The organism is Leptolyngbya sp. FACHB-60, from assembly GCF_014695775.1.
Taxonomy (GTDB): domain Bacteria; phylum Cyanobacteriota; class Cyanobacteriia; order Phormidesmidales; family Phormidesmidaceae; genus Nodosilinea.
Genome location: NZ_JACJOX010000002.1, coordinates 26,065 through 39,222 on the forward strand (window position 1 = coordinate 26,065; position 13,158 = coordinate 39,222).

Here is a 13,158-nt window from a genome sequence, read left to right on the forward strand (position 1 = left end):
GGTTTTAGCTAACAAGAAGGCGTCCGTTGTGTCCGGCGTGGGTGTAGCGTTCGAGGGTGGAGTGGGCGATCGCCTCTCCGTTTCCCTTGGCGACTAGGGCAACGCAGGCACCACCAAATCCAGCGCCGGTGAGGCGGGCACCAAAGACCTCGGGGGTGCTTTGAAGAATGTCTACCAGAGTGTCGAGGGCAGGGACAGAAACTTCGTAGTCGTCTCGCAGGCTGGCATGGGAAGCATTCATCAGTTCCCCAAAGGTTTCTGGGGTGATGCCCTCTAAGGCTTTCAACACCCGGTTGTTTTCGGTGATCACATGACGGGCTCGCTGGCGCAGTGGGTCAGGTAATGACTCGGCTTGCTGAGGGTCGCTGATGTCGCGCAGGGCTTTGACACCGAGGTGCTGGGCGGCGGCTTCGCATTCGGCTCGGCGCTGGTTGTAGCCGCTGGTAGCCAGCGATCGCGCCACGCCACTATCGATCACCACAATCTCTGCACCTGTGGGGAAAGGCAAAATCTGGCGATCGAGGGTGCGGGTATCAAGGAACAGCATGTGATCGGTATCGGCCAAGCTGGAAGCCATCTGGTCAAGAATGCCGCAGCTGACCCCGGCATACTGGATTTCGGCCTGTTGACCGAGCTGCGCGATCTCCACATCGTCCAAAGAGAGGTGGAGGAGCGATCGCAGTCCTCGCAAGGTGGCCACTTCCAACGCCGCACTGCTGGACAGGCCGGATCCGATAGGAACGGACGACGTGACGAAGATGTTCAAAGGCGGAATTTTGTGTCCGGCAGTTTCCAAGACGCGAATGCAGCCGTCAACATAGCGGGCAAAGCCCTCGGGAGTGGCCTCAGCGGGGTCGAGATCAACTTGCTCTTCCAATTCGGCGGAGTAGAAATGGTGGCAATCATCGGGGCTGAAGCCGATGGCAACGGTGGTGTGCTGGGGAATGGCGGTGGGTAGCACAAACCCGTCGTTGTAGTCGGTGTGTTCACCCAACAGGTTTACCCGGCCGGGGGCACGGGCTTCAACGTCGGGGGCGGTGTTGAAAATTTGCCTGTAGTCCATAATCAACGCTCCAGGGGAATCGGTCGGAGTCGCCCAGCAACGTCCTGATGGGGAAACTGAGGGTCAAAACTCAAGTTCTCCAAACCGTTATCCGGCTGCAAAACAAAGGTGTCCTCAATCTTTGCCCCCGGAATGCTGGGGTTCCAAGCCAGGATCGTGGGGGCGGCGAGGCGATCGCCCGTCTCTGCCGTGGCCACTACCTCCCGCGCTCCATAGCCAGCGGTTCCCCCCTGGTGATGTTCCCGAATCGCGTTGGGAAACCCATGCTGTTCGTAGGCTGTTGCTAGGGCGTGATAAATCTCATTCAGCGGCGTATCCACCTGAGAGTGATCGAGCGCAACGGCTTCAATCTCAGCGATAGTACGATGGCGCTGTCGATCCGATTCCGATACATCGCCAAAGAATACAAAGCGAGTCAGACTGACAATCAGCCCATGACCTCGCGCACAAAATACCAGCATCGCCTGTCGTCCCAGGGTCTCACCGCTGGGTAAAGGATGGCGGTAGAGGGGGAGGCGGCGATCGCCCGCTGCCAGAGTCAGCGCCGGGTGTAGCCCTCTAGACCACATCGCTTCTGCCCCGGCCCCAGCCAGTTGATGCTCCGTCCAGGTCGGTTGGGCCTGGGTCAAAACCTCGGTCATCGCTTCGCTAGCGAGCCGACCCACCTGGCGATAGCGATCCAATTCGCTAGGCAACATTACCCATCGATGCTGGACGAGAGATGAAGGAAGGGCCGTTTCAGTAGATCCTCCCGATGGCTTGTCGCTCAACACCTGGCCGCCCTGGGTCGCTTCCTCTACAAAGGATTGTCGCTCAGAACCTTGTGCCCACGGATTAACGTGAAGTTTATAGGGAGAACCCTTTGGCAGTTCCTCATCCTTCAGCCGCTGAGCTTCGATTTCATCGGTCAACACCCAAGCATCGGTGGGGGTTACAAGCACCTCAGCCACCCCCGCTTCAGCAGCCAGCAGCACTGTATTGGAACCCCCAGCCGTTGCCCAGGCAAACCAGTCGGTTCCCCGTAGGCGAATTCCGGCGGCGTCCGTTTCCTGGAGCGTACTCCGTAAAATAGCTAATTTTTCAGAAATTTCTTCTGATCGATTCATGGCATGAATTGCCTTACTCAATGGTCAGTGATGCTTCCCGACTTAAACGTGCGTAATCTGTTCAAGCTCAACGTTGACGGCCTGTAGTTCCTTGGCTTTTTCTTCTGGCAACGCATCGTTGGCAAACATGCCAGCCGCCAGTTCTGTTCCGGCTAAATACTTGAGCCGGTCTGAGGTGCGATAGGGGGGATAAAACTGGGCGTGAAGGTGCCATTCTGGATGGGCTTCCCCATTCACAGGAGCTTGAAACCAGGCCATCAAATAGGGAAACGGACGCTGCCATAGCCCGTCATATTTCAAGGTCACGGTCTTCAACGCTCGGGCTAGGCCCGCCCGTTGATCGGGAGACAAATCTACGAATGTCGCCACGGGATGGATCGGCGCAATCCAGACTTCATAGGGATAGCGCGCGCACACCGGAACGAAGGCGATCGCCCATTCATCCTGATACAAAATCCGCTGATTATCCTGAATCTCAGCCTGAATCAGATCCTCCAATAATCCCCGCTGGTGCTGCTGATAATACTCCTGCTGGCACGTTCCCATTCGGGCCGGGACCGGGGGCACAAAGGGATAGGCATAAATTTGTCCGTGGGGATGGTGTAGCGTAACCCCCACCTCAATCCCTTTGTTCTCAAAGGGCAGCACGTATTGAATTTGGGAGTGCTGGCTGATGGCCTGGGTACGATCGCCCCACACCTGAAACAGCAGCTCAATATGATCCAGCGGTAGCGAACTCAACGCCGCCTGGGGGTTTTGGGTAAACACCACCACCTCACAGGCACCGTTGGCGGGCACCGTATCCACAATTTCATGGGGAGCATCCGCCGCTGACGGAATCAGCGACGGAAAGCGGTTCTCAAACACCGCAATGTCGTAGTCTCCCGGAGGCAACTCCGTAGGAAACTGCGGGTCCTTGGTGGGAGCCAGCGGATTATATTCCGGAGGCGGCATGAATGTCCGCCCCTGGCGATGGCTGGCATAGGCCACCCACTCCCCCCGCAGCGGATGCCAGCGGAGGTGGGGGTTGGCCTGGACAGGGTCGTTGCTCGGACTAGGCGCAGTTATTCCCGCCGCAATGGGTGACCGGCTGTACAGGGTGAGGTTGCGCCCATCTGGCTTCAAGAGCGTCTGAGAGTGCATGTTCTAGGTGGGCCTGCGCTACGTTTCCGGGCTCTTGCAGCATAGACGGGGCATCCTCTCCCATCCCCCTACCTAAAGTGGCAGATGCGATCGCCCAAATGGGGAACTTTGGCGTGCGATCGATATACAACAGCCCGTTTGCCTCCTGAAAGGTATCTGTCAGCTGGGTGTAGCAGAAACCACTAAACATTTCCACCTGATTCACCGTTTGCAGCAGCGTCGCATAATGCCGCTGAAACTCCAGCGCATCATCCGAGCGCGCATATCCCCAGGTGTTGCTCTGTTCTTCAGGTTTGGTGCAGGCAATGCCGCCAAACTCCGTCAGCATGATTGGCTGACCTTGATGGGGGTAGCCGTCTAGGGTCAACACCCGCCCGCCGGGACGCTGGCGATCGAACAGATCCGCCAACTTCACCTCAGGCCCATAGCGTTTTGCCAAACTGTGGGATTGAGTGTCATAGTCGTGGATCGCCAAAATATCTGTGGCCGTACTTTCCCAACCATCATTCCCAATGACCGGGCGGGTAGGATCGAGGGTTTTGGTCAGGTGATACAACGCCTGGACACAGTGACGATGGGCTGGGGTTGCGGTCAGGTCAGGCACGCCCCACGACTCGTTGAAGGGCACCCAGACCACGACACAGGGGTGGCTGGCATCTCGCTCAATCACCTCCGTCCACTCCTTCGTCAACCGTTCTACCGCCTTGGGGCTAAAGCGATAGGCACTGGGCATTTCTTCCCATACCATCAGCCCCAGCACGTCGGCCCAGTACAAGAAGCGGGGATCTTCAATCTTCTGGTGCTTACGCACACCGTTGAAGCCCATTTCCTTGACCAGTTCCACATCCCGGCGCAGCGCTTCATCGGAAGGGGCTGTCATCAGCGTGTCTTCCCAGTAGCCCTGATCGAGCACCAACCGCAGATAGTAGGGATGCCCGTTGAGCATGAAGCGATCGCGCTGGATACTCACCGTCCGCATGGCGGTATAGGAGGTCACCTCATCCACCATCTGCCCCTGGCACCAGAGTTGAATCTGGGCATCAATCAGCGTCGGCTTTTCAGGACTCCACAGCAATTCATTGCGATAGTCATCAATGCCAGGGTCGGATAGAGCAATGCGGCGGTGAATTTCGCCATTCAGCACCTCATACATGTCGTTGACTAGGAGTTGCTTACCCACCGTCAGCCGCACCTTCAGGTGCATTTCCTTTTGCAGGTCGCCGGAGACAAACCCTTCAAAGCCAATTTCCCAGCGCTCAAAATGGGGTGTCCATTTGATGCGATCGATATAGGTGACGGGAACTTTTTCCAACCATACGGTTTGCCAAATGCCGCTGGTGCGGGGATACCAGATGCTGTGGGGCTCCCGCTGCCAGTCCTGCTTACCTCGGGGTTTTGCCAGGTCGAAGGGGTCGTCTTCTGCCCATACAGTTACCGTCTGCCAGCCATCAGAACGCAATACGGAGGTGATATCCATTGAGAAGGGGGTGTGCCCGCCTTCGTGGTCAATCATAAACTCGCCATTGACCCACACCCGCGCCCGGTAATCGACCGCACCAAAGTGAAGCAGGACACGATCGCCTTCTGCCAACACCTCAAAATTTCGCTCATACCAGCAATTTGGATGAAATCCCTGGTCATGAATACCACTGCGGATAGATTCGGGAGCGAAGGGAACCTCGATATGCTGACTCCACGCTTTAACATCGTTGGGTCGTGCATAGCGTCCTTCGTCATCGTATGTGAACTTCCAGGTGCCATCCAGGGAAGTCCACTGAGAACGCTGTAACTGAGGACGGGGGTATGATGAGCCTGCCTCCGATTGAAGGTTAGGCGTTAAGTCGCAGGGATACTTTTCTTCAAGACATTTACCGAAGAAATTCATGGGGATGTCTAACCAAACTGGTTCTGCTAAGGTTGCCCTCTTATAGCTCCATAGCTAACTCTATTCTGACAGGTATACAGCAGGTCAGTAGAACAGGTATAAAAAGTCGAGGCTTATGAAGATAGATTGAATAGCCTTGACATTTGCGTGTGATATTAAATCGATTAACCAAGTTGAGTGAGGGGGAAGGCCGGCATCCTCTAATCACCCTTTTGGATCCAGAAGACTGACAGCCTTTGATTCTCAACAACAGGGGCTCATTCTCAATAAGCCTTAGTGTTTTGCTCTCTTTGCGCTCCAAACCGCCGAGACCCTTGCTATTCCGATAAACTTGACTTGCTGAAATCCTAAAAAGAGCAAGTCACAGAAGTTTAGGTAGATTGGATCCAATTTTGAGGTCAGTCGGTGCCGAAGCAAAATCGCCACGACCAGGCGGAAATTTGGTCGGCGGAGCAGTTTGAGCAGGTGATGGGGGAGCTGAGCCCGAAGATGCGATCGCTGTTCTCGATCTGCTACTACACCGGCTGCCGGGTCAGCGAGGCGCGGCAGCTGCGGGCCGAGGATGTGGTGGGCAATACCCTGGTGTTGCGCAAGGCCACGACGAAGACGAAGCGAACGCGAGCGGTGCCGATTCACCCCAAGCTGAAGGCGGTGCTGGAGGGGGCCGATTTACCTAACAGCGGGTATCTGTTTCCGGGGCGGAGTGGTGAGGGGCCGATTACGCGGCAGGCTTGTGATGCGGCGCTGCGCAAGGCGTGCGATCGCCTCAGCTTACGTGGCTACAGCACCCACAGCAATCGGCGCACCTGGGCAACCCGGCTCGATAAGGCAGGGGTGCGGCTGAAGGCAATTCAAGACCTGGGCGGGTGGTCGTCGATGGCGGCGCTGCAACGATATCTCGATGTGTCGGAGGAGGAGAAGGTGAATGCGATCGCCCGACTATGACCGCCCAATCAGCACCTTCTTGCCCCTGTTGTGAGGACTCTGCAAAGGCCTTGGTAATGGCAGCATCCAATCGCTCTTAAAGGGCAATCTAGTAGCAGGGAGCTATCCTGCCTAGACAATATTCTTTGCCCCCCTCTGTATGGGGAAATAACTCAATGAACCTTTGGGATCACGCTAAACAGTTGGCAGACGCGGTATCGGAGACCAATCAGCAGATCGGAAGCCAAATTGATAAAGCTGCTGCCGCTACCAAACAGGCTACCGAAGAGCTAGCGACTACCAGTGTGCAGGCTTTGCAACAGGCCCAGCAGGTTGCCCAAAAAGCTGTGGAGCAAGGAGCGGCGGAGCTAGACAGTGCGCTCGGGTACGTCAAAACTGTTGGCGAAGGCGCTCAGCAAACCGCTCAAACGCTGACCGTTACCAGCCTAGCTACGCTTCATGAGCTACAGGAGACGGGGCAGCAGCATTCGCAGCGAAGCCTGGAAGCGATGGGCAAGGCTCTGGAAGAGTGGCAAGGGACGATCGCGGCTCTCGGCACCTCCGGCATGGTCACAGCCAATGCCCTCCAAGACCTACCGCGCACGGCTCAAGAGCTGGCCCAGGAAATGCCTGCCCTGGCGCGTCGATTGCAAAGGGCGGGCACCCGTTTGGGCGATGCCCCGCGATCGGATGCCGACATGATGGGGCTGTTCGACAAAATTCCGGGTACGTCTAAACTTGGGGCCAGCGAGCGGGATATTCGGGTCTTTTTGTCGGATAAGCACGGCAGCCACGTTCAGGCTCACTCGAAGGGAGGCAGCAATGGGGCTGAGAATATTGTGTGGGAGCTGGGCGCAGACAATATTCGACGCGGCGCGGCCACGATGACGGGGGGTGAGCAGACCTACATTCGCTTCTACAACGCGGTGGATTCGGTGCTCAAGAACTCGACGACGATCGCGCAACTGGGTCTGGCAGCCACGGGCACAGCGATACTGGCTCAAGCGCTAGTGACGGCGCTGGCCTACACCCTAGATCTTTACAGGGGCGACATTACCGCAGATGAGTTTCGCGACAAGATCGTTGCGGCGGCGATCAGCGCAGGCATTGCTACGCCAATCTTTTTTCTCATTTTGGTGGCGGTGATGGCGCTGTTCCCTGAGATTGTGGTGGTTTTGTCGGCTCCTGCGGTCATTTTGGGCTTCAATGCGTTGTTTGGGGTGGGCGTTGCGCTGCCGATTGTGCAGTCGATTGTTCGCCATGTGGAGGCGGGCGGCTGTGGGGATGAGGCCAAGGCCCAGTATGCGAAGGCGATCGCCCAGGGGAATGCCCTGCTAGAGACCTCATCGCTGGAGGTGCAGCGGTGGTGGCAGCAGTTGTTTGCCGCTGACCCGGTGTTGGAAAATGAGGCGATCGCGGAGACCTAGGACAGCGGGGGGGATACCCTTTTGCCTTACCACGCTTTTTGCCGCCGTTGGGGTCTTGGGGGACCAGTTCGCTACGAAATTAGAGCATGATGCCGATAAATTGTGATAGTCCGGAGCAGTCTCTAGTTATGCTATCTACCATGAGGCGACCCAGTGATGAAACGACTACCATCCCTACTGCTGGCTCTGCTATTGACGCCCGTGGTCTTGGCTTGCACTCCAGTGGGCAACCGGCCCCAAACCCCCTCGTCACCGGTGAGCGACCCTACCTCTAACCCCACGCTTCCGGTCATTGATCGATTTACCCTTGACGAACTGTTTGCGCAGGATGGGGGTGGCTGCGGCATGACCCTATGGCACCGGGATGATGGCCTGCGATCGCCGGAGTATCTCTTCTTTAATGGCCTGGCCCAACCCTCAGCCGATGCGATTGCCCTCATGAAACTCGATGGCGAGTTTATCCGCTTTCGCCGTATCGCCGCATCAGGTGATGAGTTTTACGGACAACAAACCTCGCAAACCTTTGCCAGCCCAGATAACGCCATGCAGCTGCAAGTCGATGTCACCCTGGGTGAACCGGGAGAAATTGAGTCGGTCTCTGTAGAAGGTACCCTACAACTTCAGCAGAACGGAGAAATGACGGAAATTCCAGTGTTAGGTGACGCTGGTTGTTAATTTTTGGATTTGACCTAAGGCTTCGACAAAGTGAGCAAAAAGGCCAGATTCGCGATCGCCTTTAGGGCGTGGGGCGCGTTGGCGGGCATCACAATAAACACACCCGGCTCTAGGGCAATATCCTTGCCTTCTAAGGTCAAGACCCCTTTGCCCTCTAGGCACTGGACAACGGCATTACGGGTAGAGGTGTGTTCTGAAATTTCGGTGTCTGCCGCCAGGCAAAAGAGCGTGTATTGACAGACTTGGTCTTGCAAGAGCACTTTGCTCAACGTGCCTGCTTTGGGGTACTCAATGTGCTCTTGCAGATGGGTAAAGGTTGGCTGAAACGAGAGGATTGTGGTTGTCATAGTGACCTTAAAAAAGAAAATTAGCCCTTGAGCGAATTATTGCAAGCGTCCATTTGGTTGGGACAAGTTCGACGTAGGGGCATTGCAGTGCAATGCCCCTACCAGAGGGTTCTGCCTGTCAAAGTGTCTTAACTTAATCAACTGCTGCAATATTCAGTTTTTCAGCGCGAAAGATGATGTAGCCCAGGTCGTCGCCGTATTCGGTAAACACCCGTCGCATCGCTAAAATGCGCTGCCGCATCATCGGATGTACGAGCAAATTCCAGCCCAGGCTGAGCAGGGTACCCAGTCCTTCTTCTTGGGCAATGCGCAGCGGATTGAGTAGGGCCATCGGGCCAGTTTGGTGCTGCTGCACGGTTAAATTTGCCGCCTCAGAGGCCGCTTGCCAGCCCGCCTCACTCAGTGGGGCTGTGTTGACGCGAATGGTGGTAGCCAGTTCCTGGTAAAGGGCTTCAATGCGGGTACCCTGGGCCAGCATTTCATGGCTGAGGAACTGTCCGCCGGGCTTGAGGCGATCGCCCACCCCCTGCAAAATTTTGGCCTTGCCAGAGGCCGACTGCATCGACAAAATCGCCTCGCCCAGCACGTAGTCAAACTGCTCAGAGATGCGCTCTAGCTGAAAAATATCGCCTTCGCGAATGTCTACGCGATCGCTCAGGCCCGCTGCTTCTACATTGGCGTGGGCGCGGGCCACACTTTCAGAATTTTTTTCGACCCCTACGACCTTGACGCCATAGCGTTGAGCCAGGGCGATCGCGCTGTAGCCAAAGCTAGAAGCCAGTTCTAGCACAGTATCGCCGGGTTGAAAGTCAACCCAGGTGAACAGCGTTTCGGTGGCTCCCTGCCCACCCGGACGTAGGATCTTTTTACCCGCTGCGGCCAGCACCTCATGGCCAGGAGCGGTTTTGAGATTGAGCTGTTTTGCCGTCATAGCGTTGACCAGAAGAGGATGTCTCCACTGTGGCAGAGTGGGCTTGGAGGGTTCATGAGGTAGCTCATAAACGCCCCCAAAGGTGGCGCTCAATTTGCCTGAGATTCCTATGTTGCCTGGCTTACAGGAACTCGTGGCTCGCCCAGTATGTAGCTTGAGAATCGGTATAGTTTAGTGAAGGCCCGACGTTCTCTGAGTTACCCCAACCATGCAGGTCGATGCCCAGCAGCTCCAGAAAATTGGCCTGTTTAAAGACTTAGACCTGCCGCTGCTGTCGCAGCTCGCCACCCACAGCAGCCTCAATGCCTACGGCACCGATGAAACCGTATTTCAGGAGGGTGATGCCCTGCCCGCCTGCCTCTACCTGCTGGCAGCGGGTTCGCTGCGCCTGACTAAAGTCTCCGAGTCAGGTAAAGAGACTATCTTGCGGTTGCTGGGGGCCGATGAGATGTTTGCGGCTCCGGCGCTGTTTGGCAATGGCCAGGCCCCGGCTACCGCCACGGCCATGGAGCCGATTGAGGTGCTGACCATCAAGCGAGAAGCCTTGCTGAAAGGGTTTCAAGAAGCTCCAGAGCTAGCGCTGCACCTGCTGGGCATCTTCAACCAGCGGCTTCAGGACCTGCACAACCGGGTGCATGGCCTGGTGTCAGAACGGGCGATCGTGCGGTTAATTCACTACCTGGAGCATTTTGCCGCCAGCGCCGGTACGGAGGCGGTGCCAGATGGTCAACGACTGCGATCGCACCTCACCCACTACCAAATCGCCCGCAGTATTGGCATTACTTACGAAGAGTGTGTGCGCCTGTTTAAGCAGCTCAAGGGAGCGGTCGTCTACCAACGGGGCGGCAAAATCACCATTCTTGACCCCGATAAACTCACTGCCATCGTGCAGCGCCAGGTCGACTAACCCGCTCTTGCCCTCCGTATGCCCTTGGCACAGGAGGAAGTTTCCTCACCACTAACGGGCGATCGCTATGCCGATCAGCTCAAGTCTTTACTCTGAGCAAACTACACTCCACACCCCCGCTGGCCCCAACAGGCCTTTATTGGCATGGGACACGCACAAATTATCTCTCAAACCTGTGTACCAGTTGAATATCAGGCTGACAAGTTCAGAAAATCAATCCGAAATACTGGCATTTGGTGATAGGTACGAAAACGCTCGCAGAATACTTGGGAAAAGCCATGAGACGGTTTTGCTATTTAGGCCTCGCTGTGTTGACAGCCCTATTGATCGGGATCGCTCAAGGCGCGATCGGGTTGCTGCCCGCGCAGGCCAGTGTCAATGCACCCGCCGAAATTCGGGGAGTCTGGCTGACCAATGTTGACAGCCAAGTGCTCTTTTCAGAGCAAGCGGTCAAAAACTCGCTGCAACAGCTTGCCAATAACCGCTTCAATACCGTCTACCCGGCAGTGTGGAGCTGGGGCTACACCCTCTATCCCAGCCAGGTGGCGGAACGAGCGACGGGCTACAAACAGGGTCTCTATCCCGATTTGGAAAATCAGGGACGCAATGAGGCATTAGAAGCGGCCCAGGGCGATCGCGACATGCTGCTCGAAGTGGTTCAAACCGCTAAAGACCTCGGCCTCAGCGTTATCCCCTGGTTTGAGTTTGGCTTCATGGCGCCGGCCGACTCACCCCTGGCGCTACGCCATCCTGACTGGCTGACCCAAAAGCAGGGGGTTCTGCCCGCCGCAGGCCGAGAGCAGGAGGGTAGACACACCCGGGTATGGCTCAATCCGTTTCACCCAGAGGTGCAACAGTTCGTTCTTGACCTGGTGGCCGAGCTGATGGCCAACTACGAGGTAGATGGGCTACAGCTCGATGATCACTTCAGTCTGCCGGTGGCGTTTGGCTACGACCCTTACACCATCAACCTCTATCGGCAGGAGCATCGAGGCCAAGCGCCACCCACCAACCCCTACGACGCCGAGTGGACGCGCTGGCGAGCCGATAAAATTACCGCCTTTGTCGACCGGGTGTTTTGGACGGTCAAAGCGAGACGACCCAACGCAGTGCTATCGGTTTCGCCCAACCCGGCTACCTTTGCCTATACCCACCATCTCCAAGACTGGCCCCGCTGGCGAGAAAAGGGGTATGTCGAAGAGCTGATCGTCCAGATTTACCGAGATAACCTAGCCAGCTTTCGCAACGCCCTCCGCGATCGCGCCCTTCAGCAGGCTCGTCGCCATATTCCTACCGGCGTTGGCATTCTTAGCGGTTTGAAGAATCGACCGGTGCCCATGGCGCTAATTCAACAGCAGGTGCAGACGGCCCGAGGCATGGGCTTTGCTGGGGTTTCATTTTTCTTCTACGACACGGTGTGGACAGTGGCGGAGGGCGAAACCAGCAGCGATCGCACCCAAGCCATGCAGCGCCTGTTTGTTACCCCCCGACAGCGCCCCAGCGTTGCTTCTAGCCCCAGGCCTGCTGTGGCTAGAAGCTGAACTGAGCGACAGATCGCACTGTACCTGCGATCTGTCGCCCAGGGCCGGAGTGTAAGGGTTCGACAACGTTTAGGCGCACCGCAATCGATCTAGAGCCATGTAGAGGGCGGTTGAGGCCTTCTATAAAGCGGTAGTCGCGCTGGTTTTTGCTGAACAGAGGTAGGTTGAATGCGATCGCAGTGGCCGCAGTTAAGGCCGTGAGAATGAGTCACCCGTGGCTGGGAGAGTACCTCATCATCAACTCTATGGATTGGGCCGATACAGCCTGGCTCAGAGAGATCAGCCAATTACCACTGCAACGCAGAATCGGGGTTAGGGCTAAGGGGTACAGGCTTGCAAATAAACGCCAGGATGTAAATTTGGTCAGCCGCCGTGGATGTGGTTTTCGTTTGGCTGGGTTCCTGCGAAACCTTGCTTGCCTGGGGTAGGGTGGGGCGCATGACGGCTTCCTGCTGGAGTCGCAAGAATGCCTTTGACGCAACGGCCTGAGAAATTCCGGGGTTCCTATCCACTGACTGTAGCGGTTTCTTCAAGGGTAGGTCCACCGGTTCGACAGCCCGCATCAACTGGAGTTGAGCCGTATTCAACGAGTTGACCTTAAATGACTGAGCGTCTGCTTTTAGAGGTTGAGTCACTACCGATTGAGCGAGGTTCCCTGGGGCTAAGTTGGGTTGTGCCGTTTGAGCCAGGATGGGATAGGCCAGGTCAAGCGAGGTGACGGGGCTAGCGACCATCTTCATCATGACAGAGGGGCGATCCCAGTAACGTTTACCCTTAGGAAAATCTGTTGGGTCAATGAAAATATCAGGTTTGGGCCGTCTAGGGCGAATAACTACGGGCGTTGCTGGGGAGGATGGGCTAGGCGTTGTCGGGGTTGCGGGCGCAGGTGGTTGAACCCAGCGCTTCACTGTAATGTTGCGGGCGAACACCACTGCACTAACGTAGGCAGGACATTGACCAGCAGGGGGCGTATTGCCGTTGGAGAGCTGCCGAGAGCGATCCATAAACCGCCAAAAACGAGCTTTAAACAGGTCAGGATCCAGCCAAGTTCGCACGATCGCAGCAGAGCTAAATTCCAGCGAAATTGACTCAATATCGGAGGTTTGGAGGTCGGCGGCAAGGCGCGATCGCAACTCTGCCGGAGCTGTTTTGACCATCGCGTCCACTTCATCCCGGGTCAAGTTAAAGGTTTGCCAAGAGCCCGATGCC

At 56.4% G+C, this 13,158-nt stretch carries 11 protein-coding genes and 1 pseudogene; 5 read left to right on the plus strand and 7 right to left on the minus strand.

The genetic code is table 11. From position 1 onward, the window contains the following. Nucleotides 1-4 precede the first annotated feature (4 nt). The 4 genes from galK to H6F57_RS00180 are packed head-to-tail and all read right to left on the minus strand — an operon-like array spanning nucleotide 5 to nucleotide 5,197. Nucleotides 5-1,063 carry a galactokinase gene (gene galK / locus H6F57_RS00165; protein ID WP_190624540.1) on the minus strand — a complete coding sequence of 353 codons (1,059 nt, stop codon included), beginning with the start codon at nucleotides 1,061-1,063 and terminating at the stop codon, nucleotides 5-7. Between the two features lie 2 nt (nucleotides 1,064-1,065). Further along, nucleotides 1,066-2,169, minus strand: a complete 1,104-nt coding sequence (locus H6F57_RS00170) for a M24 family metallopeptidase (protein ID WP_190624539.1) — start codon at nucleotides 2,167-2,169, stop codon at nucleotides 1,066-1,068. A 42-nt stretch (nucleotides 2,170-2,211) separates the two neighbouring features. Further along, entirely contained in the window at nucleotides 2,212-3,312 is a 1,101-nt protein-coding gene (galT, locus tag H6F57_RS00175; RefSeq protein WP_190624538.1) for a galactose-1-phosphate uridylyltransferase, read from the minus strand. Further along, the gene (locus H6F57_RS00180; RefSeq protein WP_190624537.1) at nucleotides 3,224-5,197 is read right to left on the minus strand and encodes a glycoside hydrolase family 2 TIM barrel-domain containing protein; all 1,974 of its coding nucleotides are present in this window, start codon (nucleotides 5,195-5,197) and stop codon (nucleotides 3,224-3,226) included. The genes galT and H6F57_RS00180 overlap by 89 nt, the downstream gene beginning before the upstream one ends. A gap of 405 nt (nucleotides 5,198-5,602) precedes the next feature. Between H6F57_RS00180 and H6F57_RS00185 the strand changes: the two genes are divergently transcribed. From H6F57_RS00185 to H6F57_RS00195, 3 genes are all read left to right on the plus strand, one after another. After that, on the plus strand, nucleotides 5,603-6,142 hold the full coding sequence (locus H6F57_RS00185) for a site-specific integrase (RefSeq protein WP_190624536.1): 540 nt from the start codon (nucleotides 5,603-5,605) through the stop codon (nucleotides 6,140-6,142). 155 nt (nucleotides 6,143-6,297) lie between these two features. Next, nucleotides 6,298-7,548, plus strand: coding sequence for a hypothetical protein (locus H6F57_RS00190; protein ID WP_199289437.1), 1,251 nt, complete (start codon nucleotides 6,298-6,300; stop codon nucleotides 7,546-7,548). 156 nt (nucleotides 7,549-7,704) lie between these two features. Next, a complete protein-coding gene (locus H6F57_RS00195) occupies nucleotides 7,705-8,223 on the plus strand; it encodes a hypothetical protein (RefSeq protein WP_190624535.1) in 519 nt (172 codons plus the stop codon). Between the two features lie 14 nt (nucleotides 8,224-8,237). On the opposite strand, the gene H6F57_RS00200 is transcribed toward H6F57_RS00195, so the two are convergent. After that, nucleotides 8,238-8,570, minus strand: a complete 333-nt coding sequence (locus H6F57_RS00200; RefSeq protein ID WP_190624534.1) for a cupin domain-containing protein — start codon at nucleotides 8,568-8,570, stop codon at nucleotides 8,238-8,240. Nucleotides 8,571-8,703: 133 nt separating this feature from the next. Further along, nucleotides 8,704-9,501, minus strand: a complete 798-nt coding sequence (locus tag H6F57_RS00205; RefSeq protein ID WP_190624533.1) for a class I SAM-dependent methyltransferase — start codon at nucleotides 9,499-9,501, stop codon at nucleotides 8,704-8,706. A gap of 208 nt (nucleotides 9,502-9,709) precedes the next feature. On the opposite strand from H6F57_RS00205, the gene H6F57_RS00210 reads away from it, so the two are divergent. Next, nucleotides 9,710-10,408: a Crp/Fnr family transcriptional regulator gene (locus tag H6F57_RS00210; protein WP_190794966.1), complete on the plus strand. Its 699-nt coding sequence runs from the start codon at nucleotides 9,710-9,712 to the stop codon at nucleotides 10,406-10,408. A gap of 308 nt (nucleotides 10,409-10,716) precedes the next feature. After that, entirely contained in the window at nucleotides 10,717-11,949 is a 1,233-nt protein-coding gene (locus H6F57_RS00215) for a glycoside hydrolase family 10 protein (RefSeq protein ID WP_347279956.1), read from the plus strand. Nucleotides 11,950-12,236: 287 nt separating this feature from the next. Here H6F57_RS00215 and H6F57_RS00220 read toward each other — a convergent pair. Beyond that, a pseudogene (locus tag H6F57_RS00220) lies at nucleotides 12,237-13,158 on the minus strand (hypothetical protein); the annotation flags it as partial.

Coding starts and splice junctions, on each gene's coding strand:
- galK (WP_190624540.1), bottom strand. CDS start 1,063: ATGGACTACAGGCAAATTTTCAACACCGCCCCCGACGTTGAAGCCCGT.
- H6F57_RS00170 (WP_190624539.1), bottom strand. CDS start 2,169: ATGAATCGATCAGAAGAAATTTCTGAAAAATTAGCTATTTTACGGAGT.
- galT (WP_190624538.1), bottom strand. CDS start 3,312: ATGCACTCTCAGACGCTCTTGAAGCCAGATGGGCGCAACCTCACCCTG.
- H6F57_RS00180 (WP_190624537.1), bottom strand. CDS start 5,197: ATGAATTTCTTCGGTAAATGTCTTGAAGAAAAGTATCCCTGCGACTTA.
- H6F57_RS00190 (WP_199289437.1), top strand. CDS start 6,298: ATGAACCTTTGGGATCACGCTAAACAGTTGGCAGACGCGGTATCGGAG.
- H6F57_RS00195 (WP_190624535.1), top strand. CDS start 7,705: ATGAAACGACTACCATCCCTACTGCTGGCTCTGCTATTGACGCCCGTG.
- H6F57_RS00200 (WP_190624534.1), bottom strand. CDS start 8,570: ATGACAACCACAATCCTCTCGTTTCAGCCAACCTTTACCCATCTGCAA.
- H6F57_RS00205 (WP_190624533.1), bottom strand. CDS start 9,501: ATGACGGCAAAACAGCTCAATCTCAAAACCGCTCCTGGCCATGAGGTG.
- H6F57_RS00210 (WP_190794966.1), top strand. CDS start 9,710: ATGCAGGTCGATGCCCAGCAGCTCCAGAAAATTGGCCTGTTTAAAGAC.